The organism is Streptomyces sp. NPDC096339 (genome assembly GCF_044762985.1).
Classification (GTDB): Bacteria; Actinomycetota; Actinomycetes; order Streptomycetales; family Streptomycetaceae; genus Streptomyces.
This window is the reverse complement of the sequence record NZ_JBIWFI010000002.1, coordinates 392429-416610: the sequence shown is the minus strand read 5'-3', so window position 1 is coordinate 416610 and position 24182 is coordinate 392429. Positions and strand designations below refer to the sequence as shown.

The window sequence follows — 24182 nt, the reverse complement described above, 5'->3', positions numbered from 1 at the left end:
TGCCTTTAGTCTGTTCGCGTACCGCCCTTCGCGGTGCGTCGAACATACGTGGACGAAAAGGAAACAGGCGGCATGTACGGCTGGATCTGGCGCCATCTGCCGGGAAACGCGTGGGTACGCGCGCTGATCTCGCTCGTGCTGGTCCTCGCGGTGGTCTTCGTGCTCTTCCAGTACGTCTTCCCCTGGGCCGAGCCGCTCCTTCCGTTCAATGACGTGACGGTGGACGAGGGATCGGGAGTCACTCCTTGAGCGCGCGCATTCTGGTCGTGGACAACTACGACAGCTTTGTCTTCAACCTGGTCCAGTACCTCTACCAGCTCGGGGCCGAATGCGAGGTGCTGCGCAACGACGAGGTCGAGCTCTCGCACGCGCAGGACGGTTTCGACGGGGTGCTGCTCTCGCCGGGTCCCGGTACGCCGGAGGAGGCGGGCGTCTGCGTCGACATGGTCCGCCACTGCGCGGACACGGGCGTCCCCGTCTTCGGCGTGTGCCTCGGCATGCAGTCGATGGCGGTCGCCTACGGCGGTGTCGTGGGCCGGGCGCCGGAGCTGCTGCACGGCAAGACCTCCCCGGTGGTCCACGAGGGCCTGGGCGTCTTCGCCGGGCTGCCCTCGCCCTTCACCGCGACCCGCTACCACTCGCTGGCCGCCGAGCCGCCGACCCTGCCGGACTCCCTGGAGGTCACGGCGCGGACGGAGGACGGGATCATCATGGGCCTGCGCCACCGCGAGCACGACGTCGAGGGCGTGCAGTTCCACCCCGAGTCGGTGCTGACGGAGTGGGGCCACCGGATGCTGGCGAACTGGCTGGTGCGCTGCGGTGACGCGGGCGCGGTGGAGCGCTCGGTGGGGCTCGCCCCGGTGGTGGGCAAGGCCGTCGCGTGACCGCGGTCGCGCCGTCCGCGCCCACGGAGGGGCGGGCCGCGCGACGCAGGGCGGCGCAGGAGGCCGCCAAGCGCTCCGCCAGGCAGAGCAGGAGGCGGGGCGGGCGGCGGCGCAGGCGGCCGGCGTCGGGCGGCCCGGTGATCGTCCTGAGCCGGCTGGGCGGGGAGCTGTTCATCACGCTCGGTCTGGTGATGCTGCTGTTCGTCGCCTACCAGCTCTGGTACACGAACCTCCTGGCGCAGCGGACGGCGGACGGTGCCGCGGGCTCGCTCCAGCAGACCTGGCGCAAGGACCCGGGCGCGGGCAGCGGGGGCGGCACGACCGCGGGGGCCGCGCCGCCGCCCGTTACGGCCTTCGAGCCGGGCCAGGGGTTCGCGATCCTGTACATCCCGAAGCTGGACCTGAGGGTGCCGGTCGCGGAGGGCGTCGGCAAGCCGAAGGTCCTCGACAAGGGGATGGTCGGGCACTACGCCGAGGGCGCGCTGAAGACGGCGATGCCGGCCGACAAGACGGGCAACTTCGCGCTGGCGGGCCACCGCAACACCCACGGCGAGCCGTTCCGCTACATCAACAGGCTGGTGCCGGGGGATCCCGTGGTGGTCGAGACCCGGGACGCCTACTACACGTACGAGATGACCTCGTCGCTGGCGCAGACCCCGCCGACGAACGTGGCGGTGATCAAACCGGTGCCGGAGGGCTCGGGGTTCACCGGGCCGGGGCGCTACATCACCCTGACGACCTGCACGCCCGAGTTCACCAGCACCTACCGCATGGTCGTATGGGGCAGGATGACGGACGAACGCCCCCGCAGCCAGGGTCCGCCGCCCGCGCTGGCCGACTAGCCCGCAGCAGCCACAGCCACAGCCGCAGCCCCGCAAGCCCCCGCAGATCGCTCAGCCGCCCTAAGGACGAACCAGCAGTGTCACGTGCCCACCGCCGCGCTGCGGCCCCGCCCCCGCCCGCCGGGAACCGCGGCCTGATCGCCGGGTTCCTGAGCCTGCTCGGCGAGGTCATGATCACGGTGGGCCTGGTGCTGGGCCTGTTCGTGGCGTACTCGCTGTGGTGGACGAACGTCCTCGCGGACCGGCAGGCGTCGGAGCGGGGTGACGCGATCCGCGAGCAGTGGCAGGCCCCGGCCCCGGCCGCGGGCGCTCCCGTGGAGCCGGGCGCGCTGGACGTCGAGGGCGGGGTGGGCTTCCTGCACGTCCCGGCGATGAAGAACGGCGAGGTGCTGGTCAAGAAGGGCACCGACCCGGACGTCCTCGACGACGGCGTCGCGGGCTACTACACGCAGCCGGTGAAATCGGCGCTGCCGTGGGAGACGAAGGGCAACTTCACGCTCGCCGCGCACCGGGACGGACACGGTGCGAAGTTCCACAACATCGACAAGGTGAAGAACGGCGACGCGATCGTCTTCGAGACGCGGGACACCTGGTACGTGTACAAGGTCTTCGCGGAGCTGCGGCAGACGTCGAAGTACAACACGGACGTGATCAACCCGGTCCCGAAGGAGTCCGGCAGGACGGCCCCGGGGCGCTACATCACGCTGACGACGTGCACGCCGGTGTACACGTCGAAGTACCGGTACGTGGTGTGGGGGGAACTGGTGCGGACGGAGAAGGTGGACGGGAAGAGGACGCCGCCGGCGGAGTTGAGGTGACCGTGGCTACGTTGTGTAACTGAGCGCCTTGAAGGAGCTCAGTTACACGGAGGCTGTGGATAAGTCCGGGTGAGTGAGTTGCTTCGAGCAACTCACTCACTAGCGCAGCACCTGAAGCTGGACCCCCGCGCTCCAGGCCTCCAGAAGGCCCCTGTGGACGGCCGTGACCCCTCCCTGGGCGGCGAGGGCCAGGGATTCCCGGGTGAAGGCGCACGTGGCCACGTAGAGGGCCACGTCGGCCTGGTGGATGACCTTGGAGGCGCCGAGGAACTTCTGCATCTCGCCGCTGAGCACGTGCCGGAAGGGCGCGAAGTTCTTGCACTGCACGGCGACCGTCCGGCCATCGGCGGTGCGGGCGGAGATGTCGACCCCACGGTCGCCGCCGTGCCCGCCGTGCCGCTCGATGTCGGTGCAGCCGTCGCGCCGCAGCAGGCCCGCGACGTGCTCCTCGAACTCCCGCCAGTTCATGGCGTCGATGGTCCCGATGACCCCGGTGAGGGCGCGTACGTCCTGGCCGCGCTGGAGCCTGCTGATCGCGAGGTCGTGCTCGACGAGCTTCAGCTGGATCTGCTGGACGTCCTCCCGGAGGGAGATCAGCTCGCGGCGCTGTTCGCCGGAGGTCTCGATGAGGACGTTCAGCATCGGCACGACGGTCTTGCCGAGTACGTCGGTGATCCTGTTGTCGATGCGCTCGTCGAGCTCTTCCCAACTGGGGCTGTGGATAAGGTTATCCACAGGGCGAGTGCGGACCTCGTATTCTGCGTCGAGGAGGTACGTACGCACCTGACGTGCGACTTTGCTGTCGCGGAGCAGCATGCCGACGTTCAGGACGGTCCGTCGGGAGTACAGGGCGAGGGCTGCGGCGCGGGTGTTGAGCCCACTGACTTGCTTAAAGTAAGTCAGTTCTGCACCTGTCAAAACTCGGTAGCCGTTCACGGTGAGTTCGTCCCGGTGATCGAATACCAGGGCGTCCATGACGTGGATGCTGACCTCGTAATACGCCGCCACCATCGCCGTCGTCACGTGCAGTCCGTCCGGCAGCAGCGACAGGGTCTTCGCCTTGTCCAGCACTTCCGTACGCCCCAGAACGCTCGTGCGCATGGTCCTGGATTCCAGCAGCACGGTTTCGTCGATCATGTTCCCGGTCCTCCCTGGCGGAGCCCCATACCCCACCCCATCCGGGCTAACGAATTCGCACATATGAAGACACGTACGGAAAAAGGTCCGGCCCCTCTCCTCGGAGAGGGGCCGGACCTTGGTGAGCGGGGGCGGGTGCCGGGTGGCTAGCGGCGGTTGCCCAGGCCTCCGAAGAAGCCGCCGCCGTCCTGCTGGCCGGCCATGGTGACCACGTCGACGTTCGAGCCCGTGGTGACGGGGCTGCCCGCCGGCGGGTTGGTGGTCATCACGATCGCTTTGTCGTCCGTCGGGCCGGTGATGTTGCCCAGCTTCAGGTTGGCCCGGCGGAGCTCGTCCTTGTACTGGTCCAGCGTCCGGTTGTTCGGCGCCGGGACCACCGTGGCCTGGGTGGCCTTGGCGATGGTCACGTTGACCGTCTTGCCGACCTGCAGCTGCTCACCCGCCGCGTACTGCTGCTGGATGATCGTCTTCGGTGCGGCCCCGGGGGATTCGGTCTCCGTCGTGCTGCCGAGCTTCAGATTGGCGGCCGTGAGGAGCGCGACCGCCTCCTCCTTGGTCTTGCCCATGAGGTCCGGGACGGTGGCCTTGGAGACCTCCTTGGCGACGGTCAGCATGACGACGGAGTTCTTCTCCGCCTCGCTGCCCGCCTTCGGGTTCTGGTCGAGGACCGTGCCGGCGGGGCGGTCGGATTCCTGGGCCTTGCGGTCGACCTGGAGGCCCTGGTCCTTGAGCGCCTTCTCCGCGGCCTCGTACGTCAGGTTGGTCACGCTGGGGACCGACACCTTGGGCGCGCCCGAGGAGACCGTCACCGTGACCGTGGAGCCCTTTTCGACCTTGGTGTCGGGGGCCTTGTCCTGCTTGCAGACGTTGCCCTTGGGCTGGTCGTCGCAGGTTGCGTCGGCTCCCTTGACCACCTTGATGCCGACGTTCTCGCCGCTCTTCTGAGCCTGTTCCAGGGTCTGCCCGATGAGCTTGGGCACGGCCGGCCGGTTGTCGGCGCCGTCGCCCAGGAGGGCGCGGCCGATGAGGACCGCGCCGATGAGGACGAGGAGGCCGGCCGCGACCAGGAGGATCGTGGAGGCCTTGCTCTTCTTCTGGCTCTGGCGGCGGTGCGGGCCCTGGTCGTAGCCGCCGTGGCCGCCCTGGTCGGGGTAGCCGTAGCCGCCGTCGTTCGCGTTCATCGGCGGGAGCATGGAGGTCTGGCCGGCGTCGGCGGTGCGCAGGGCGGTGGTGGGCTGGTCGTAGCCCTGCTGGCCGTAGCCGTGGCCCTGGTCGTGCGGGTAGCCGTAGCCGGCGGCGCCCATGGCGGCTGCGGCGGCCACGGGCTGGCCGTCGAGGCAGGCCTCGATGTCGGCGCGCATCTCGTCGGCGGACTGGTAGCGGTAGTCGGGGTCCTTGACCAGTGCCTTGAGGACGATGGCGTCCATCTCGGGCGTGATCTCGGGGTCGAAGTTCGACGGGGGCTGCGGTTCTTCCCGTACGTGCTGGTAGGCGACGGCCACGGGGGAGTCGCCGACGAACGGGGGCCGCACGCACAGGAGCTCGTAGAGCAGGCAGCCGGCGGAGTAGAGGTCGGAGCGCGCGTCGACCTGTTCGCCCTTGGCCTGCTCGGGGGAGAGGTACTGGGCGGTGCCGATGACGGCCGCGGTCTGTGTCATGGTCATCCCGGAGTCGCCCATGGCGCGGGCGATGCCGAAGTCCATGACCTTGACCTGGCCGGTGCGGGTCAGCATGACGTTGGCGGGCTTGATGTCGCGGTGGACGATGCCGGCGCGGTGCGAGTACTCGAGGGCCTGGAGGATGCCGATGCACATCTCCAGGGTGCGCTCGGGCAGCAGTTTGCGGCCGGAGTGCAGGAGTTCGCGCAGCGTGGAGCCGTCGACGTACTCCATCACGATGTACGGGATGGAGATGTTGTCGACGTAGTCTTCGCCGGTGTCGTAGACGGCGACGATCGCCGGGTGGTTCAGCGACGCGGCCGACTGGGCCTCGCGGCGGAACCGGGCCTGGAAGGACGGGTCGCGTGCGAGGTCGGCGCGCAGGGTCTTGACGGCGACGGTACGACCGAGCCGGGTGTCGTGGGCGAGGTAGACCTCGGCCATGCCACCGCGGCCGAGCACGTGGCTCAGCTCGTACCGGCCGCCGAGGCGACGCGGCTCTTCCATAACGTGCAGCCCTCTCCGTCAGTCCCGACCGCACCTGTGTGTGGTCCGGCGGTGTGCTGTTCGCGCAAAGGCTACCGGCCGATCGTCTGTGATCGGTTCGCGGCCACAGGCTGATACTGGACCGGTACCGTACGCTCGGATCCGGGCAGGGATGGTGATCCGAATCACATCCGCGGTGCCCCTCGCGACTCTCCTGTGGTGCCCGGTCCCGCCCGTCACCCCTTGCCGCTGTTGAGCACGGCTTCCATGACGACCTTCGCCACCGGGGCGGCGAGGCCGGCACCGCTGATGTCCTCGCGGTCCGCGGCGCTGTCCTCGATGACGACGGCGACGGCGACCGGCGAGCTGCCGTCGGGGTTCTCGGCGTACGAGATGAACCAGGCGTACGGGCGCTTCTTGTTGCCCTCGCCGTGCTGCGCGGTGCCGGTCTTGCCGCCGACGACCGTGTTCTTGATCTTGGCGGTGGTGCCGGTGCCGTTCTCGACGACGTTGACCATCATCTGCTGGAGCTTCTTGGCGTTCTCCGGGGAGACGGGCCGGCTCATCTCCTGCGGCTCGTGCTTCTCGATGATGTCGAGGTTGGGCGCGGTGAGCTGGTCGACCATGTAGGGCTTCATCAGCTTGCCGTCGTTGGCGATGGCGGAGGCGACCATGGCCATCTGGAGCGGGGTGGCGGCGGTGTTGAACTGGCCGATGGAGCTCAGGGCGTTCCCGTCCTTGCCCATGGTCTTGTCGTAGACGCTCGCGAAGGCGCGGACCGGGATGTCGATCTTGCTGTTGTTGAAGCCGAACTTCTCGGCCGCCTTCACCATGTTGTCCCGCCCCACCTTGTCGCCCATGTTGGCGAAGACGGAGTTGCAGGAGACGCGCAGCGCGTCGTTGAGGCTGGCCTTCCCGCAGTTGGGGGCGTGGTTGACCATCTCGGTCTTGGTGCCCGGCAGGATGTACGGGTCGGCGGTGTCCGTCGGCGCGTTGATGTCCGAGACGACGCCGTTCTCCAGCGCCGCGGCGGCGGTGACGACCTTGAAGGTGGAGCCGGGCGGGTAGGTCTCGCGCAGGGCGCGGTTGACGAGGTTCTTGTCCTCGCTGTCCTTCAGCTCGTTCCAGGCCTGTCCGTCGGCCTTGGAGTTGCCGGCGAAGCGGGAGGGGTCGTACGAGGGGGTGGAGACGAGGGCGAGGACGGCGCCGGTGCGCGGGTCGATGGCGGCTACGGCGCCCTTCTTGTTGCCGAGCTTGTCGTAGGCGGCCTTCTGGGCGGCGGGGTTGAGCGTGGTGACGACGTTGCCGCCGGCCTTCTTCTCGCCGGTGAACATGCCGATGGTGCGGTCGAAGAAGAGCCGGTCGTCGTTGCCGGTCAGGATGCCGTCTTCGAGGGACTCCAGCTGGTTGGAGCCGAACGCCTGGGAGGCGTAGCCGGTGACGGGTGCCCACAGGGGGCCGTCGACGTAGGTCCGCTTGAACTTGTAGTCGCTGCCGTCGGTGACCGCGGAGCCGGTGATGGGCTGGCCGCCGACGATGATGTTGCCGCGTTCGGTGGCGTACTGGGCGATCTGGACCCGGCGGTTCTCCTTGCGCGTGCTGAGTTCCTCGGCCTGGACGTACTGGAGCCAGTTGGTCCGGATCAGCAGGGCGAGGACGAGCAGCCCGCAGAAGAGCGAGATGCGGCGCAGGGGCTTGTTCATGACGGGCGGACCACCTGGGTCATCTCGGAGTCGGGGGACGGGGCGGGGGCCGGGGCGGGGCGGCGTGCGGTGTCGCTGATCCGGATGAGGATGCCGACGAGCATCCAGTTCGCGAGGACGGAGGAACCGCCGTAAGCGAGGAAGGGCATGGTCATGCCGGTGAGGGGGATGAGGCCCATGACTCCGCCGGCGACGACGAAGATCTGGAGCGTGAAGGCGCCGGAGAGGCCGATGGCGAAGAGCTTGCCGAAGGGGTCGCGGGCGGCGAGGGCGGTGCGGACGCCGCGCTCGATGATGAGCCCGTAGAGCAGGAGGAAGGCCATCACGCCGGTCAGGCCGAGTTCTTCGCCGACGGTGGAGAAGATGAAGTCGGAGTTGGCCGCGAAGCCGATGAGGTCGGAGTTGCCCTGGCCCCATCCGGTGCCGAGGACTCCGCCGGAGCCGAAGCTCATGATCGACTGGCCGACCTGCTGGCAGGCGCCGGACGTGTAGTAGCAGTCGAAGGGGTCGAGCCAGGCGGTGACGCGGACCTTGACGTGGCTGGCGGTGGATCCGACGACGGCGGCGCCGCCGACGCTCATGAGCAGGCCGATGACGATCCAGCTGGTGCGCTCGGTGGCCACGTACAGCATGATCACGAACATGCCGAAGAAGAGGAGCGAGGTGCCGAGGTCGTTCTCGAAGACGAGGACGAGCAGGCTCATCGCCCAGATCATCAGGATGGGGCCGAGGTCGCGGCCGCGCGGCAGGTAGAGGCCCATGAAGCGGCGGCTGGCCAGGGCCAGGGCGTCGCGCTTGACCATGAGGTAGCCGGCGAAGAAGACGGCGATGACGATCTTCGCGAACTCTCCGGGCTGGATGGAGAAGCCGCCGACGCTGATCCAGATCTTGGCACCGAAGACGTCGGCGCCCAGGCCCGGGATGACGGGCAGGATCAGCAGGACCAGGGCGACCACCATGGAGATGTAGGTGAAGCGCTGGAGCACGCGGTGGTCCTTGAGGACCAGCAGGACGCCGGCGAACAGGGCGATGGCGAGCGCCGTGTACAACAGCTGGCGGGGTGCGGCCTCGACGAAGTTCTTGGAGTTCTGCAGCCGCTTGGACTGGTCCAGGCGCCAGATCAGTACGAGGCCCATCCCGTTGAGGAGGGTGGCCACGGGCAGCAGCAGCGGGTCGGCGTACTTGGCGTAGCGGCGTACGACGAGGTGCGCGATCCCGGCCAGGGCGCCGAGACCGAGGCCGTAGAGCAGCATCCCGGGGGGGAACTCGCCGCTGATCGCGAGGCCCGCGTTGGCGTAGGCGAACATCGAGATGACCACGGCGAAGCCGAGCAGCAGGAGCTCGGTGTTCCGCCGGCTCGGCAGCTCGATGGCTCCGATGGTGGTCGTGTTGGTGACAACGCTCATGGTGTGGCAGGCCCCCTGTGCCCGCGGGTGTCTACTGCTTGCCGCACAGGCCGACCACTTGCTGCTCCTGGGGAGTCAGCGTGGTGTCGGTGCCGGGTGTCTGGTTCTGGGCCTCGGCGTTGCGGCGCTTTTCGTCCTTCTGGCAGGCGGAGACCTGGACGCCGAGTTCGTCGATCTTCTCGCGGGCGCCCTGGAGGGTCTTCTCGCTGAGGCTGTTGGCCTCGACCTGCTTGCGCTTGAAGGGCGGGAGGTACTTCAGTTCGATGTCGGGGCGGTCGCTCTCCACCTTGGAGAGCTCCAGCGGGCCGAGCTTCTGGCTGATGCCGCGGAAGAGCGCGACGTGCTCGCCCTTGACGCCGACGTAGTACTGGTTCTGGGTCCAGCGCCAGCCCGCGTAGATGCCGCCGCCGACGACGCCGGCGACGATCAGCAGGATCAGGGTGCGGGTGGCCCACTTGCGGCCGTTGCCGCCGCGGCGCCTGCTGCGGGGCTTGTCGTACGTGTCCTCGTAGCCGGAGTTGCCGTTGTAGCCGTCGGCTTCGCCGAAGGTGCCGTACGCGCCGCCGGGGGCCGGCCGGCCCTGGTCGGGGTAGCCGCCGTAGCCGGGGGCCTCGCCGCTGCCCGGGGGGCCGAAGGCGCCCGCGGGCGGCGGGACCTGGCGGCCCAGGCCCGAGGCGCGGCCGGCCGCGCTCTGCATGGCGTTGCCGCCGTCGAAGAGCTGGTGCTGGTTCTCGGCGACCGCGCCGACGACGACGGGGGTGTCGCTGACCTGGGCGGCGAGGGTGTCGCCGCTGTCGGTGTCGAGGACATCGGCGACGATGCAGGTGATGTTGTCGGGTCCGCCGCCGCGCAGGGCGAGCTGGATGAGGGACTGCACGGTGGCGCCGGGGCCGTGGTAGTCGGCGAGGGTCTCTTCCAGGGTCTGGTGGGAGACGACGCCGGAGAGCCCGTCGGAGCAGATCAGGTAGCGGTCGCCGGCGCGGACCTCGCGGATGGAGAGGTCGGGTTCGACGATGTCGCCGCTGCCCAGCGCGCGCATCAGCAGGGAGCGCTGCGGGTGGGTGGTGGCTTCCTCTTCGGTGATCCGGCCCTCGTCGACGAGGCGCTGCACCCAGGTGTGGTCCTGGGTGATCTGGGTGAGGACGCCGTCGCGCAGCAGGTAGGCGCGGGAGTCGCCGACGTGGACGAGGCCGAGGCGCTGGCCGGTCCACAGCAGGGCGGTCAGGGTGGTGCCCATGCCCTCCAGCTGGGGGTCCTCCTCGACCATGAGGCGCAGCTGGTCGTTGGCACGCTGCACGGCGGTGCCGAGGGAGGTGAGGATGTCGGAGCCCGGGACGTCGTCGTCGAGCTGCACGAGGGTGGAGATCACCTCGGAGCTGGCGACCTCGCCGGCGGCCTGGCCGCCCATGCCGTCGGCGATCGCGAGGAGACGGGGTCCGGCGTAGCCGGAGTCCTCGTTGCCCTCGCGGATCATGCCTTTGTGCGATCCGGCGGCGAACCGCAGGGACAGACTCATGCGCACCTCGCCGGTCGGCTCCGGGTACAACCGGTCTCGAGCCACACTGCCCACCCTCCGGTCGGGAGCGCGCGCGTGTCCGTGTCCTCGGTGGGACGGATCGCCGCGGCGTGCTCGCTCCGCTCGCTCATTCTCGTACTACTTCCGCAGCTCGATGACGGTCTTGCCGATGCGGATCGGTGCGCCCGGCGGAATGGGCGTCGGGGTGGTCAGGCGGGTCCGGTCGAGATAGGTGCCGTTGGTGGACCCGAGATCCTCGACGATCCACTGTCCGTCCCGGTCGGGATAGATCCTGGCATGGCGGCTGGACGCGTAGTCGTCGTCCAGCACGATCGTGGAGTCGTGGGCGCGGCCCAGCGTGATCGTCTGGCCGGCGAGGGCCACGGTGGTGCCCGTGAGGGTGCCCTCGGAGACGACGAGCTTGGTGGGCGCTCCGCGGCGCTGGCGCTGCTGCGGCGGGGCCGACTGGCGTCCGCCGGACTGTGTCGGCGCGCTCGTGTTCCCGCCGCGGCGGGAGCCGCGCTGGGTCACTCGCGTCCCGAACAGGTCGCTGCGGATGACCTGCACGGCCACGATGACGAACAGCCACAGAACGGCCAGGAAACCCAACCGCATGACCGTCAGGGTCAGCTCTGACATTGCCCCCGCTTCACCCTTCGGCTTGCCGGTAAATGATGGTGGTGCTGCCCACGACGATCCGCGAGCCGTCGCGGAGCGTAGCGCGGGTGGTGTGCTGCCCGTCCACCACGATGCCGTTGGTGGACCCGAGATCCTGGATCGTCGAGGGCGTTCCGGTCCGGATCTCACAGTGCCGGCGGGATACGCCGGGGTCGTCGATCCGCACGTCGGCTTCGGTGCTTCGGCCGAGTACGAGCGTGGGGCGCGAGATCTGGTGGCGGGTGCCGTTGATCTCGATCCAGTGGCGCCGCGGGGTTCCCGTGGCGGGTGCGGGGGCCGGTCCGCCGCCGGCCGGCCGGCGCGGGGCGCCCGGGGGCGGTCCTGCGGGCATCGGCGGGGCGCTGACCGGGGGGTAGCCGTAGCCGCCCTGTCGGCCCTGGGGGGCCTCGGGCTGCGGCTGGGAGGTGCTGGAGGCGAGGGTGCGGCTGCGCACCCGGTACAGGCCGGTGTCGAGGTCGTCGGCCTTCTCCAGGTGGACCTTGATGGGGCCCATGAAGCTGTAGCGCTGCTGCTTGGCGTAGTCGCGGACGAGGCCCGCGAGCTCGTCGCCGAGCTGCCCGGAGTAGGGGCTCAGGCGGTCGTAGTCGCCGGCGCTCAGTTCGACGATGAAGTCGTTGGGGACGACGGTCCGCTCGCGGTTCCAGATCGTGGCGTTGTTGTCGCACTCGCGCTGGAGGGCGCCGGCGATCTCCACGGGCTGGACCTCGGACTTGAAGACCTTGGCGAAGGTGCCGTTCACCAGACCTTCGAGTCGCTGCTCGAACCGCTTCAGGACTCCCATGGGGCACCTCCTCCGTCGTTGTCGCCCTGTACTGCTTACTGATCGTATCCACGCGTGGCGGATTCGGCTGGTTCCCCATCGGTCCTGTGCGGACGAGTGTTGGTCCTCACAAGGGATCGTAGGGGCGGCCCGAGGACAGTGTCCCGCACTGGGAGCGGAGTGCGGGAGGGGCTGTCCACGGCGGGGTGCGGGGGTCCGGGGAAAGCGATGTGAATCCACCCCGTCCGACGTGCTAATGTTTCGACGTCGCCAGGGGAACGGCCCGAAAGGGAAGAACCACTGGGACGCTGCTCGGGCGAGTGGCGGAACGGCAGACGCGCTGGCTTCAGGTGCCAGTGTCCTTCGGGACGTGGGGGTTCAAATCCCCCCTCGCCCACTTCGACGAAACGGTCGTCATCGCGAAAGCGGTGGCGGCCGTTTCGCTTTGTGTGCCGTTGTTCGTCGTGCCGTTTCCGGTGCGCGGCTGCGGCGGGTGTACGGGTGTGACGCGCGTCCCATTCCGCCGGCCCCGGCCCGCGGGGGCGGGCGGGGGCCGGCGGGGCGGGAGGTCAGGCTCGGGCGCGCCAGGCGTCGGCCGAGCTCGGGGGCAGCAGGTCGGGGCCGCCCGGCCGGTCGGCGGACAGGACGGCGGTGGCGACCCGTACGAAGTCCCAGCCGCCGGTCTGCGGGGCCACCAGGGCGGTGAGTTCGTCCCAGGTGAGCGGGGTGCCCCCGGCGGCCGCCGTACGGAGCGTGGACAGGGCGGCGGGGGATGCCAGTTTGGCGTTCCCGAGCCGGTCGAAGGCGGCGTCCAGGTCGAAGTCGGAGGCGGGGCAGGCGGCTTCCAGGGAGGCGAGTCGCTCCTCGGCCGCGGCCCGGCCGCCGTGCCCGTCGTTCTTCAGGGCGGTGACGACGTCCTCCAGCAGCCGCAGGCGGCCCGGGCGGTCGAGGAAGATGCCCGTCTCGCGGACGATGTCGGCCGGCTCGTCGGCGACGTGCACGAAGTTGATGATCTGGTTCGGCGGGGCGAGGACCGTGCGCAGGTGCTCCGGGCCGCGCTTGGCCGGGTCCGCGGATCCCTTGAGGTCGGCCAGCCGGACGGCCGCCGGGATGATCCCGTCGTAGCGGTCGTCGCGGACGATCAGCATCAGGGAGTCGCCGGCGCCGTGCATCAGCGTCATCAGTTCGAGGCGGTCGGTCGTGTAGACGTGCCAGTTGTAGCGCCACAGCTCGCGCATGGAGTGCCGGTTGTGGCGGATGCCGGCGGTGGCGAGGACGGTGAAGCCGTTGCCGGCCAGGAAGTCCAGGGTCGCGCCCGCCCGCCGGCCCGCGATGCCGTCGCACTTGAAGCTCAGCAGGGCCAGGGGGGCCAGGGCGTCGTGCGCGTCGGGGCCGAAGGCGTCGGTGACGTCGGCCCAGCACTCGCGGAAGTACAGGTCCTGTGAGAGCAGTTCGCGCTTGGTGGCCGAGTCCGTCAGGGCGTGCCAGCCGGTGTCGGACGGCATGCGGTCGAAGGGGTTGCTGCCGGTGGAGGTCATCGGGCGGATGCCGCCTTCCAGGTCTCGGGATCCGGATTGACCAGCACCTTGGGCTGTCCGGGTTCGTCGTACACGATGAAACTGGTGCCCAGGACGGCCAGGTCCCAGCGGTCGGGGCGGATGCCCAGGGTTTCCAGGTCGTGGAGGAAAGGCAGCCACTCGACGCGCTCGCCGCGTTCCATGGCGGCCAGCCGGTCCAGCAGGCCCGCCCGGGCCCGGACCTCGTCCGGGCCGGTGCCCGGGGTTTCCCGCACGCCGCGCGTGACGCGCTCCACGGCGTCCTGCGCCGACAGCCGCCGGCCCGGCGGCGGGTAGAGGGCGAGGGCCTCGTCGAGCACGTCCCGGTGGGCCGGGGACAGTTCGCCGCGGACGAGCCCGTCGATCAGTTCCCGCCGCTCGGCGGGCTCGAAGAGCAGGCCGAGTTCGCGTACGAGGTCGGCGGGCTCGTCCGCGACGTGGATGTAGCTGAGGACGCGGTTGGGCTGGCCGAGGAGGCTGCGCAGGGTGCCCGGTTTCTGTGCCTCCAGCGTCGCGGATCCCTTGAGCTGGGAGAGCCGTACCGTCGCGGGCAGTTCGTGCGTGCCGGTGTCCGCGAGCATCAGGGTCAGGGCCGGGCCGGCCAGCAGCAGGCAGTCGTTGACGGCGAGCCGGTCCAGGGTGGCCGAGGTGAGCTGGTAGCGCCACAGTTCCCGCCAGTGGTAGCGCGTGAAGTGCAGGGTCCGGGCGGCCACGACGCGGAAGCCCTGCGCGTCCAGGTAGTCGAGGACGGGCCGGAGCTTGCCGGCGGCGAGTCCGTCCGGCTTGAGCATGAGCAGGGCGGAAGTGCGCAGTCCCGCCGCGGTGTGCCGGTGGTCGCCGAAGGCCCGGCCGATGTCGTCGAGGCCTTCGCGGAAGTACGTCTCGCGCGCGTAGAAGTCCCGTTTCGCCGGGATCCGGGTGAGCGCGGACCAGTCTTGCGTACTGATGGGATCCCCCCACATCAATAGGTTCCAAAGAATGTCGCGGGATTTTAGCAGCGGGTCCGGCGGGGCCTCGATCACATGAGACAGATTCGCCGGGTGCGGTCAACTCCCCACCCGAGACATTTTCTTGAGGTCCCGGACGGGCGCCGCCTACTGTCCGGGCTGTGGGAAATTCCCGCAGTGTTTCCGAGAAAAGGAGTGGCCGACATGCGTCAGGCTGTTTCCACCGCGGTGCAGAGCGACAACTTCAACCTGAAGAACGAGCTCGTCGAGCTCATCCCGGCGGGCGTCCAGACCGAGACCGCCGCCATGGGCGTCCGTGAGCTGGAGGCGTTCCGCGCCAACGGTTCCTTCGTTCCCGCCTCGAAGCACGGCCTCGAGGTCATCACCGGTGCCAGCTGCGAGACCGGCGCTCAGTAAGACCCCAGCCGGTTGGGCGGGCCGTTGATTCACACCCTGAGGGGCGGCCCGCCCCGCTGCTCGCACCGTCGTACCCACCCCCGTTCATTTGATGCCGGATAGGAATGGTCATGGAGACCGCAACTTCACCCCGTAAGCTTCCCGTGGTTTCTGTCGTCACCTCGCACGGCCGGCAGCCGCTGACCGGGGGCGACGACGAGCGCCTCATCGACATTCTCGGCCGCCACAATGTTCCGTGGTCCGCCGTCGCGGCTTATGTCGTGCCGGCCGGTGGCGGACAGCCGCGGCTCTCGCCGTCCCTCGACCGCACCCTCGGTGAATTCGAGGACGCCGACGAGATCCTGCTGTATTTCAACCGGAACGTTAATCCGTTCAATTTCTTCATCGACAATTTCAAGACGATCGAGAGCGACCACCCGGGCGAGGAGGCGACCGAGTACATCTACCAGCGCCTCGACAACGAGAGCGGGACCGCCGAGTCCTTCCTCAAGAAGCTCAGCCCGCAGGAGTGCCGGGAGATCATCGCCGACCGCGTCGGCGACACGATCCGCGAGCACGTCCCGGCCGGCGCCGACCTGGTGGTGGGCGTCAGCGGCGGTGGCGACAGCAACGCCCTGCTCTACGGCCTGAGCCAACTCGCGGACCACGACATCAAGGTCCACCCGGTCATCCTCAAGGGCATCCCCGACTGGGACGCCGGCGTCCCGCGCGCCCAGGCGCTCTGCGAGAAGTACGGTCTGGAGCTGACCGTCATCGACGCGGAGGACGTCAAGGAGCTCCTCGGGATCCCGGCCGACTCCGTCGACCTCATCGACCGTTTCGAGCGCGAGTTCCAGGGTGACGACTTCGAGTTCCTGGGCACCCTGCTGATCCGCCTGGCGCTCTCCAAGGCGGCCCGCGACATCGGCACCACCTACATCGCCACGGGTGTGAACCTCGAGGACATCGTCACCGAGAACCTGTACCGCGTGACCACCGGCCTCAAGCCCGCCGCGTTCCCCGCCCGCCAGATCGGCGAGACCACGCTGGTCCTGCCGCTGTGGCTGTGCCCCAAGCGGATCATCGACGGCTGCTTCCCGAAGTTCTCCCTGGAGAACTACGACGCCCGCTACCCCTGCTTCTCGCTGGGCCGCAACCTCTACTACAGCGTGGTCTACGCGATGCAGTCGCAGTTCCCCGGTTACCTGGAGCAGGTGGCCCGCGGTCTGTCGCAGCTGAGCCTCAAGGACCCGGTCGAGTACACCTACAACGAGCAGCTCGGCTTCCACGTGGAGCGCACCGTGCCGTTCCCGCTGCTGCGCCGCTTCCAGAAGATGCTCAGCGGCGCCCAGCCGCCGGCCGCCGGCCAGAGCTGACCGGGGCCGTCTTGACCCAGCGATGCCTGGCCATCGTCGGCGGTGGCCCGATGTGCACCTACGCCGTGGCGCATCTGGCGGCGCTGCTGCCGCACACCGCGCTGCCCGTCCCCCTCCACATCGTCGTGTACGAGCGCGGCGGGCGGGCGGGCGCCGGTGAGGTGCACAGCGACGCCCAGGCGCGCACCGGCTACCTCAACCGGGTGGCCGGGCAGATCGCCTTCGCCCCCGACGAGTCCCACCGGCCCCCCGTGACCCTGCTGCCCCGTGAGCTGCGGCCCACCCTCCTCGAATGGTGTGCGCAGCGGCTGGCCCGGACCGGGGACGACGACCTCGACCTGCTGCCGACCGACGTGCCCCGCCGGTACGTGCACGGGACCGCCCTGCGCGAGATGTTCACCCGCTACACGCGGCGCCTGGCCGCGCTGCCGCAGGTGACCGTGGAGGTGCGGGAGAGCGAGGTCACGGGCGTGCGCAGGGCCCCCGACGGCCGCCGTTTCCTCATCACCGACCGTCCCGGTGGTGCGGAACTGACGGCCGACGAGGTGCTGTTCGTCACCGGGCACTCCCACAACACCCCGTCCCCGGGCGACCCCGGGGAAGCGTTGTGGGGGGCTCCCGGTCATGTGGCGTACCCCTATCCGCTCTCCGTGAGGCTGACCGAGCGGGAGGTTCCGCCGGGGGAGCCGGCGGTGGTGCTCGGGTTGGGTCTGACCGCCATCGACGTCCTGCTCCACCTCACCGAGGGCCGCGGCGGGCGTTTCGAGCCCGACGCCTCGGCCGCCGTGCACGGGCTGCGGTACGTGCCGTCGGGCCGTGAGCCGTCCCGTGTGATCGCCGTCAGCCCCAGTGGGGTCCCGGTGTCGGGTCGGCCGCTGAACGAGAAGACGGCGGATCCGGACCGGCTGGAGCACACGGGCGTGTACTTCACGGCCAGGGCGGTGCGGACGCTGCGCGAGCGCTTCGGGGTCCGGCCCCGTCCGGGGTACCGCCGCCAGCTCGACTTCGACCTGCACCTGTTCCCGCTGGTCCTGCTGGAGATGGCGTACGTCCACCACCGCACGCTGCACGGGCCGGCCGCAGCCGATGCCCGGCGGGCCGACGCCGCTCCCGTGTACCGGGACTTCCTGAAGGGGGTCATCGGTTGGGGCGAGCAGGCCGCCGACGCCCTGATCGCGGCCTTCGAGGGGGACGAGCCCGGATTCGACTGGCGGGCCGTGCACGATCCGCTGCCCGGCGCCTGCGCCCGTGGCGGGGACGACGGAGCCGACTGGGGGCGCCGGGTCGCCGCGTACCTGCGCGAGGACCTGGCCGGCTGCCGGGAGGGCAATCTGCGCAATCCGCTCAAGGCCGCCTGTGACGGGGTCTGGCGGGATCTGCGCGCGGTGTTCGCCGAGGCCGTCGACCACGGCGGGCTGACCGCCGCCTCCCACCGCCGCTTCCTGCGCGTGCACCTGCGCCACTACAACCGGCTCTCCAACGGGGCCGGCCTGGAGCCCATGCGCAAGCTCATGGCCCTCCTCGACGCGGGGCTGCTCGACCTCACCGTCGGCCCCGGCCCCGAGGTCGGGCCGCTGCCCGACGGCGGTTTCCGGGTCACCGGTGGCCGTACGGGGGCGGTGCGCACGGCCGCCGCCGTGGTGGAGGGCCGTGTGCACCCCTTCGACCCGCACCGCGACGTGCTGCCGCTGTACCGGTCGCTGCTCGCGGAGGGGCTCGTACGGCAGTGGCGCAACCCGGCGCCCGACGGGCAGGAGGACTTCGTGCCCGGCGGTCTCGACCTGGACGACCGGTTCCACCCGCTGACCGGCGACGGCGTGGCCGAACCGGCCCTGACCTTCCTCGGAGCGCCCGCCGAGGGGGTGCGGGTGTTCCAGCAGAGCGCGGCCCGGCCCTGCTCCGACAGCTCGGTCCTCGCGGTCGCGGTGGCCTGGGCGGAGGGGGCCGTGGGACGACTGGCCCGACCGGTCGGCGCGGGTGGCCGGGGGGAGCGATGAGCACCGAGTTCCGCCCGCTGCTGGCCTCGCTGCTGGCCGCCCCGGCGGCCCGGCACGTGGTGGTCCTCGGCATCGACGGCCTCGGGCACCGGCACGCGCTGGCGCACTGGCCGCAGGCGCGGACCTTGCGGCTGACTACGGTGCTGCCGACCACCTCGTCGGCGGGCTGGCTCTCCAGCCTGACCGGCCGGACCGTGGCCGAGCACGGCGTCCCGGGTGTGGTCTTCACCGACCCCGGGGCCGCCGCGCCGGGGCGGTGCGCCGGCCGGCCGCCGCTGATCGACGTCATGCGGTACGCGGGGCCCGGGCTGACCCCCGTGACGGGCAACATCTTCGACGACGCGCGCGGGGCGGGCCTGCGTCCGCTCGCCGTGCTGGGGGACCTGGAGGCATATCCGGGAGCCTGGCGCGACGCGCTGGTGCGCGGTGCGCGGCCCGTCACCGGCCACCGGTTCTACACGCGCGGCGACGGCCCCTACCGGCCGCCCTCCGCCCGGCTCACCGCCGAGCGGCTGCGCGGCGCGGTGTCCCGGACCCTCGCCGCGTACGGGGGCGCGGGGCCCTGTCTGCTGTGGTGCTACGTCGAACTGGACCGGCACGTCCACCACCACGGCTACGACGACCACGTCTCCGAGGTGCTGACCTGCATCGGCGAGATGGCGGCGGACTTCGCGGCGGCGGGGACGACCGTGGTCGCCCACTCCGACCACGGTCTGACCGCCACCCGGCACGACCCGGCGCTGGCGGCGCTCCTCGACGGCCTGGGCCGCGAGCACGGCTTCGCGATGGGCGGCGCGGGCCGGGTGCGCTGGCTCTACCCGGCGTCCCGAGGTCCGGTGCCCCTCGCGCGCCTGGCGGCCGTACTGCGCCGGGAACTGCCGGCGGACATCGCGGTGACCCCCACCGACGAGTTGCTGCCCGCCGGCTCCCTGGCCCGTGCCCGGGCGGGGGAGCTCAGCCTCGTCGCGGGCGGCGAACGGTTCCTCACCGACCCGCACTACACCCACGACCACGGCTCGGCCTCGCCCGCCGAGCTCCACACGCCCTTGTCGACCTGGGGTTTCGAAGGACGGATGCGATGAACGTACGCCCGCACATGCGGATCGGGGCCTTCCTGTACCCGACCGGCTACCACGTCTCGGCCTGGCGGCACCCGGACGTCCCGGTCGACGCCGGGGTGAACTTCGCGCACTACGCGGAGCTGGCCCGCACGGCCGAACGCGGAAAGTTCGACCTGCTCTTCCTGCCGGACAGCGCGGCGATCCGCGGCGACGACATGGAGGCCCTGAGCCGTACGGCGATCCGTTACGTCGCCCAGTTCGAGCCGCTCACCCTGCTGGGCGCGCTGGCGGTGGTCACCGAGCGCATCGGGCTGACCGCCACCGTCTCCTCCACCTACAACCAGCCGTACCACTCGGCCCGGATGATCGCCTCGCTCGACCACTTGAGCAACGGCCGTGCGGGCTGGAACCTGGTCACCGGTCAGAACCCGCACGAGGCGTTGAACTTCGGCTTCTCGGAGCAGCCCGAGCACGGGGCGCGCTACGCGCGGGCCACCGAGTTCGCCGAGGTCGTCAAGGGGCTCTGGGACACCTGGGACGACGCGGCCTTCAGCCCGTCCAAGGAGTCGGGGCGGTTCTTCGACCCCGAGGGGGTGCGTCCGCTGCACCACAGCGGGGAGCACTTCACCGTACGGGGCCCCCTCAACATGCCCCGCTCGCCCCAGGGGCACCCCGTGACGCTCCAGGCCGGCTCCTCGGAGCCGGGGCGCAACCTCGCGGCGGCCACCGCCGACGTGGTCTTCACCGCCCAGCACTCCATGGCCGCCGCGCACGCGTTCACCGCTGACGTCCGGGCCCGTGCCGTTCGGGCGGGCCGGGAGGCCCACGACGTACAGGTCCTCACCGGGGTCTTCCCGTTCATCGGGCGGACGCGGTCCGAGGCCGAGGACAAGTTCGCGGCGCTCCAGGACCTGATCGATCCCCGGGTCGGTCTCTCCCTGCTCGGCAGCGAGCTGGGCGGGGTGGACCTCAGCGGTTTCGACCTGGACGGACCGCTGCCGCCGCTGCCGCCCTCCAACGCCGGCAAGGGCCGTCGCGACCTGCTGGTGAAGATGGCCGAGGACGAGGGCCTGTCGATCCGCGAGCTCTACCGCCGGGTGGCGGGGTCGCGCGGTCACTGGCAGCCCGTGGGCACCGCCGAGTCGGTGGCGGACGAGCTCGCCGCCTGGTTCGAGAGCGGGGCGGTCGACGGCTTCATGATCATGCCGCCGCAACTGCCCGACGGCCTGGACGACTTCGTGGACCTCGTGGTGCCCGAGCTGCAGCGCCGCGGACTGTTCCGCGAGGAGTACGAGGGCACGACCCTGCGCGATCACCTGCAGCTCGCCAGGCCGGGCCGGTGAGCGGGGAGTTCGACCGTGTGATGGCGCGGGCGGGGGTGTCGGTGCCGCCCGCGTGGTACACGGGTACGGAGGCGGCGTTCCGTGAACTGATGGCGATGACCGAGCTGTTGCGCGACGAGGAGCGCCCGGTCGGCAGTGAGCCGTCCGCCGTGTACCGGGTGTCCGAGTGGCACGGGGGGCACCATGGCTGAGAGGGCGCCCACGACGGGCGTGACTGCCACCGCGCCGCACGAACTGTCCGTGGCCGAGGCCGGCCGGCTGCTGCGCGGCGGGGAGCTGAGCTCCGTCGAGCTGACCGACCACCTGCTGGAGCGGATCGCGGAGATCGACCCGCGGATCGATTCCTTCGTGACGGTCACCGCGGACCGGGCCCGCAGGGACGCGGAGCGCGCCGACCGGGAGCTGGCGGCGGGTTTCGACCGGGGGCCGATGCACGGCATCCCGTACGCCCTGAAGGACATCTTCGACACCAAGGACATCCGTACCACCAGCCACTCCCGGCTCATGGTGGACCATGTGCCCCGGGAGGACTCCGAGGCCGAGGCACGGCTGCGCGAGGGCGGCGGCGTCCTGCTGGGCAAGCTCGCGACGCACGAGTTCGCGCTCGGCGGCCCGAGCACCGAACTGCCCTTCCCCCCGGCCCGCAACCCGTGGCACACCGACCACTTCACCGGGGCCTCCTCCTCGGGGGCCGGCGCGGCCGTCGCGGCGGGCCTGGTGCGGGTGGCGGTCGGCTCCGACACCAGCGGCTCGGTACGGGGTCCCGCGTGCCTGTGCGGGACGGTCGGCCTCAAGCCCACGTACGGGCTGGTGTCGCGGCGCGGGGCCTTCCCCCTGTCGTACGCGCTCGACCACATCGGCCCGCTGGCCTGGACGGTGGAGGACGCGGCGCTGGCCCTGAACGTGCTCGCGGGGCACGATCCGTGTGACCCGGGCAGCGCCGAGGTGGCCGTGCCCGATTACGCGCGGGGGCTGGGGGCGGGGGTGCGCGGGCTGCGCATCGCCTACGCCCCGGGCTGGTTCGCCGACGACCCGGTGACCTCGCCGGAGGTGTCGGCCGGGATCGCACGGGCCCTGGACGCGCTGCGGGAGGACGGGGCGAGCGTCACCGAGGTCGGCCTGCCGCCGTACGCGCGGTTCAACGCGTGCGGGCGCGTGATCATGGCCGCGGAGGCGTTCGCGGTGCACGAGAAGGAACTGCGGCGCAGGCCCGCCGCGTTCGCGCGCTTCACCTTCCAGCGGATCGCGGCGGCGGCCGGGCTCGGTGCCGCCGACCTGGTCCAGGCGTACCGGCTGCGCCAGGAGCTCGCGGACACGCTCCAGCGCGAGGTCTTCGGACGGTACGACCTGCTGGTGACGGCGACGGGGCTGGCGCCCGCACCGCGGCTGGACGCCTTCCCCGAGGACTGGCCGCCTGCCCGGGAGCTCACCGCCATGCAGACGGTGCCGTTCAACGTGACCGGTCACCCGGCACTGGCCCTGCCCACGGGGCTGTCCGGGGGCGGTCTGCCCCTCGGGTTGCAGATCGTGGGCCGGTTCTTCGACGAGGAGACCGTGCTGCGGGCCGGGGCCGTCGTGGAGCGGTCCACGGGGCACCCGCTGGTCCGCCCGCCCGGCTGCTGAAGGGGTTTCCGTACGGCGCCCGGTGCCCGTCCTCGTGACGGGTGCCGGGCGCCGTCGCGTTTTCAGTGCTTGCTGTCGCTGCTGTCGCTGCTGTCGCCGTCCCCGTCCCCGTCGCCCTCGCTGAGCCAGCCCGACTCGACCAGTGCGTCCAGCAGTTCGCCGGTCGCCTCGCCGTCCAGCTGCCGTCGCAGCCCGTACGAGGTCTCCGCCACGAGGCCGTCCCGGTCGCGCCGCCCGTCCGCCCTGATGGCCAGGTTGAACAGCACCGACAGCTGCTGCTTGTCCCGCGCGACGGCCGAGGCGAGGCGTGCCCGGGACCCGTGCGGGAGCCGCTCCGCCATCGCCCGCAGGTTCAGCGGGCCGTCCCAGCGCCGGGTCAGCGCCGGTCCGGCCGGCTCCGGTCGTCGGGCCGGCGCCGCCGCGGGCCCGGTGGGGCCGCCGCGCGCGGTGCCCCCCTCGCCGCGCGCGGCCAGATCCCTCAGCGCCTCGCCCCGGGTCCGGACGTGGGCGCGCAGACCCTGCCCCCAGGGGCTCCCGGCATCCGGGTGGGCGGCCGCCGCGGCTTCCTCGCGCACGCACCAGTGGTCCACGAGCCGCTCCAGCTCCCGGCGGCCCGGGGCATCGGAGGCGAGCAACTGGGCGAGGGCGGCGCCGGCCGTGGTGGAGCGCAGCATCTCCACGGGCGAGACCTTGTCGGGGGTGTCCCCGGCGGCGTGGTTGAAGCGGTCCTCGGGGTGGCAGAACTGGACGGCGGGCCGGTCCACCGACGGGTCGGCGTACAGCGCGTGGTCGGAGAAGCCGAGGAACGGCGAAGGATGCCAGGTCCCGGGGTGCGCCGCGGTCGCGCGGAACACCTCCGCGACCACGTGCTCGGCCACCGGCGCGAGCAGGGACGGGGTCGTCTCGGCGGGGCGTTCCACGACGAACGGGGAGCGGCACAGGGCCTGGTCCTCGCCCACCATGTCGAGGTTGATCAGGGCGGCGGGCAGTCGGCCCCGGCCGTCCGTGTGGCCGTGGAGCACCGCCGCGGTGCCGGTGAACTCCGGTCCCCAGAAGAACCGGACGGGCCGGCGCGTGCCGTACGCGGCGTCCGCCTTCCGCAGTCGTGCGAGCGTGCGGGCCGCCCCCAGCAGCGCCGCCACCCCGGAGGCGTTGTCGTTGGAACCGGGCCTGGGATGGCACAGATGGGCGGTCAGCCAGATCTCCTCGACGTCCTCGTCGCCGGGCAGTACGCCGCTGACCACCGGCATCGCGGAGCCGCGGTCCACGTGGACCTCGGCGCGTGCCGTCCCGCCGCGCTCGGCCGCGGCGGCGGCCGCCGCGAACTCGGGCGGGGTCAGGCTGAAGGCGAACAGCGGGCTGTGCGGAGCGAGTTCGATCCTGCCGCGGTGCGGGGCGGCGGCGTCCCCCTTCCAGGGCGCGTCCGTGACGAAGCCGAGGGCCCCGGCGGCGGCCAGTTCACCGGTCAGTGCCCCCCGGGCCATGGCGGCGGCGTCGACGACGGCGACCGCGCCGCGCAGGCCCGCGGCGGGTGGTGGCCCGTCGCCCCGGACCCGTACGAGCGGAGCGGTCAGGCCGGCGGCGGGGGTGGGCGCGGAGTACGTGGCCACGGCGAACGGCCGGCGCGCGTGGTCGACGTGGAGCACCTCGGCGGAGCCGTGGGGGCCGGCGGACACGGTGAGCCGTGCGGTCAGCGGGGTCCACGCGACGGGTGAGCGGAAGGTCCACCACTGTGGTTCGCCGTCCGCGGGGAACCGCTGTACGCCCACGTCCCGCAGGCCCGCGGCCTCGGCCGAGGCGGCCACGGACGCGGCGGCGGCCTCCAGTCCGAGCGAGGCCTGGTAGCGGTCGAAAGAACTGATTTCCTTCACGTCCGCCATGACCTGTTCGACGTCTGTGGTGCTGATCAGGCGGGAAATTAGTGCGGAGGTCAACGAAACACTCCCTCGGGTGGGTCGATCGTCATGTGTGCGCCCACTCTAGTCATTGCCGAAA

General features: G+C 71.1%; 20 protein-coding genes, 1 tRNA gene and 1 pseudogene. 12 read left to right on the top strand and 10 right to left on the bottom strand.

Annotation, left to right across the window (positions count from 1 at the left end; all coding sequences use genetic code 11):
• The first annotated feature begins 72 nt into the window (after nucleotides 1-72).
• The 4 genes and pseudogenes from ACIQ5Y_RS05270 (at nucleotide 73) to ACIQ5Y_RS05255 (ending at nucleotide 2544) form a co-directional block, all read left to right on the top strand.
• Nucleotides 73-249 (top strand): hypothetical protein, encoded by a 177-nt coding sequence (locus ACIQ5Y_RS05270; protein ID WP_266935629.1) that lies wholly within the window; start codon nucleotides 73-75, stop codon nucleotides 247-249.
• Nucleotides 246-884, top strand: coding sequence for an aminodeoxychorismate/anthranilate synthase component II (locus ACIQ5Y_RS05265; protein WP_384586091.1), 639 nt, complete (start codon nucleotides 246-248; stop codon nucleotides 882-884). Before ACIQ5Y_RS05270 ends, ACIQ5Y_RS05265 begins: the two co-directional genes overlap by 4 nt.
• A gap of 143 nt (nucleotides 885-1027) precedes the next feature.
• Nucleotides 1028-1726: pseudogene (locus tag ACIQ5Y_RS05260) on the top strand (class E sortase); the annotation flags it as partial.
• 77 nt (nucleotides 1727-1803) lie between these two features.
• The gene (locus ACIQ5Y_RS05255) at nucleotides 1804-2544 is read left to right on the top strand and encodes a class E sortase (RefSeq protein WP_403875145.1); all 741 of its coding nucleotides are present in this window, start codon (nucleotides 1804-1806) and stop codon (nucleotides 2542-2544) included.
• A gap of 99 nt (nucleotides 2545-2643) precedes the next feature.
• Here the strand turns inward: ACIQ5Y_RS05255 and ACIQ5Y_RS05250 are convergent, their stop codons facing one another.
• The 7 genes from ACIQ5Y_RS05250 to ACIQ5Y_RS05220 form a co-directional block, all read right to left on the bottom strand.
• Nucleotides 2644-3681, bottom strand: a complete 1038-nt coding sequence (locus ACIQ5Y_RS05250; RefSeq protein WP_403875143.1) for a restriction endonuclease — start codon at nucleotides 3679-3681, stop codon at nucleotides 2644-2646.
• A gap of 146 nt (nucleotides 3682-3827) precedes the next feature.
• Entirely contained in the window at nucleotides 3828-5846 is a 2019-nt protein-coding gene (pknB, locus tag ACIQ5Y_RS05245; RefSeq protein WP_403875141.1) for a Stk1 family PASTA domain-containing Ser/Thr kinase, read from the bottom strand.
• Nucleotides 5847-6061: 215 nt separating this feature from the next.
• Nucleotides 6062-7528 carry a peptidoglycan D,D-transpeptidase FtsI family protein gene (locus ACIQ5Y_RS05240; protein WP_403875140.1) on the bottom strand — a complete coding sequence of 489 codons (1467 nt, stop codon included), beginning with the start codon at nucleotides 7526-7528 and terminating at the stop codon, nucleotides 6062-6064.
• Nucleotides 7525-8934: an FtsW/RodA/SpoVE family cell cycle protein gene (locus tag ACIQ5Y_RS05235; protein WP_403875138.1), complete on the bottom strand. Its 1410-nt coding sequence runs from the start codon at nucleotides 8932-8934 to the stop codon at nucleotides 7525-7527. Before ACIQ5Y_RS05235 ends, ACIQ5Y_RS05240 begins: the two co-directional genes overlap by 4 nt.
• Before the next feature lie 31 nt (nucleotides 8935-8965).
• Nucleotides 8966-10450 carry a PP2C family protein-serine/threonine phosphatase gene (locus ACIQ5Y_RS05230; RefSeq protein WP_403875136.1) on the bottom strand — a complete coding sequence of 495 codons (1485 nt, stop codon included), beginning with the start codon at nucleotides 10448-10450 and terminating at the stop codon, nucleotides 8966-8968.
• Nucleotides 10451-10588: 138 nt separating this feature from the next.
• A complete protein-coding gene (locus tag ACIQ5Y_RS05225; protein WP_403875134.1) occupies nucleotides 10589-11089 on the bottom strand; it encodes an FHA domain-containing protein in 501 nt (166 codons plus the stop codon).
• A gap of 10 nt (nucleotides 11090-11099) precedes the next feature.
• Nucleotides 11100-11909 (bottom strand): FhaA domain-containing protein, encoded by an 810-nt coding sequence (locus ACIQ5Y_RS05220; RefSeq protein ID WP_403875132.1) that lies wholly within the window; start codon nucleotides 11907-11909, stop codon nucleotides 11100-11102.
• A gap of 293 nt (nucleotides 11910-12202) precedes the next feature.
• Here ACIQ5Y_RS05220 and ACIQ5Y_RS05215 point away from each other — a divergent pair.
• A tRNA-Leu gene (locus ACIQ5Y_RS05215) sits at nucleotides 12203-12285 on the top strand.
• 172 nt (nucleotides 12286-12457) lie between these two features.
• Here the strand turns inward: ACIQ5Y_RS05215 and ACIQ5Y_RS05210 are convergent.
• Both ACIQ5Y_RS05210 and ACIQ5Y_RS05205 read right to left on the bottom strand, forming a co-directional pair.
• Nucleotides 12458-13426, bottom strand: coding sequence for a hypothetical protein (locus tag ACIQ5Y_RS05210; protein ID WP_403875130.1), 969 nt, complete (start codon nucleotides 13424-13426; stop codon nucleotides 12458-12460).
• The gene (locus ACIQ5Y_RS05205; RefSeq protein ID WP_403875128.1) at nucleotides 13423-14406 is read right to left on the bottom strand and encodes a nucleoside-diphosphate kinase; all 984 of its coding nucleotides are present in this window, start codon (nucleotides 14404-14406) and stop codon (nucleotides 13423-13425) included. Before ACIQ5Y_RS05205 ends, ACIQ5Y_RS05210 begins: the two co-directional genes overlap by 4 nt.
• 189 nt (nucleotides 14407-14595) lie before the next feature.
• On the opposite strand from ACIQ5Y_RS05205, the gene ACIQ5Y_RS05200 reads away from it, so the two are divergent.
• The 7 genes from ACIQ5Y_RS05200 to ACIQ5Y_RS05170 all read left to right on the top strand — a co-directional run bounded on the left by ACIQ5Y_RS05200 (nucleotide 14596) and on the right by ACIQ5Y_RS05170 (nucleotide 22187).
• Nucleotides 14596-14808: a hypothetical protein gene (locus ACIQ5Y_RS05200; protein ID WP_403875126.1), complete on the top strand. Its 213-nt coding sequence runs from the start codon at nucleotides 14596-14598 to the stop codon at nucleotides 14806-14808.
• Between the two features lie 143 nt (nucleotides 14809-14951).
• The gene (locus ACIQ5Y_RS05195) at nucleotides 14952-16163 is read left to right on the top strand and encodes a hypothetical protein (protein WP_403875124.1); all 1212 of its coding nucleotides are present in this window, start codon (nucleotides 14952-14954) and stop codon (nucleotides 16161-16163) included.
• 11 nt (nucleotides 16164-16174) lie between these two features.
• A complete protein-coding gene (locus tag ACIQ5Y_RS05190; protein WP_403875122.1) occupies nucleotides 16175-18160 on the top strand; it encodes an FAD/NAD(P)-binding protein in 1986 nt (661 codons plus the stop codon).
• The gene (locus tag ACIQ5Y_RS05185; RefSeq protein ID WP_403875120.1) at nucleotides 18157-19242 is read left to right on the top strand and encodes an alkaline phosphatase family protein; all 1086 of its coding nucleotides are present in this window, start codon (nucleotides 18157-18159) and stop codon (nucleotides 19240-19242) included. Before ACIQ5Y_RS05190 ends, ACIQ5Y_RS05185 begins: the two co-directional genes overlap by 4 nt.
• Nucleotides 19239-20564 (top strand): LLM class flavin-dependent oxidoreductase, encoded by a 1326-nt coding sequence (locus ACIQ5Y_RS05180; RefSeq protein WP_403875118.1) that lies wholly within the window; start codon nucleotides 19239-19241, stop codon nucleotides 20562-20564. The genes ACIQ5Y_RS05185 and ACIQ5Y_RS05180 overlap by 4 nt, the downstream gene beginning before the upstream one ends.
• Entirely contained in the window at nucleotides 20561-20755 is a 195-nt protein-coding gene (locus ACIQ5Y_RS05175) for a hypothetical protein (RefSeq protein ID WP_403875116.1), read from the top strand. Before ACIQ5Y_RS05180 ends, ACIQ5Y_RS05175 begins: the two co-directional genes overlap by 4 nt.
• The gene (locus ACIQ5Y_RS05170) at nucleotides 20748-22187 is read left to right on the top strand and encodes an amidase (protein WP_403875114.1); all 1440 of its coding nucleotides are present in this window, start codon (nucleotides 20748-20750) and stop codon (nucleotides 22185-22187) included. The genes ACIQ5Y_RS05175 and ACIQ5Y_RS05170 overlap by 8 nt, the downstream gene beginning before the upstream one ends.
• 62 nt (nucleotides 22188-22249) lie before the next feature.
• Here the strand turns inward: ACIQ5Y_RS05170 and ACIQ5Y_RS05165 are convergent, their stop codons facing one another.
• Nucleotides 22250-24121 carry a DUF4910 domain-containing protein gene (locus tag ACIQ5Y_RS05165; RefSeq protein WP_403875112.1) on the bottom strand — a complete coding sequence of 624 codons (1872 nt, stop codon included), beginning with the start codon at nucleotides 24119-24121 and terminating at the stop codon, nucleotides 22250-22252.
• Nucleotides 24122-24182: the final 61 nt, after the last annotated feature.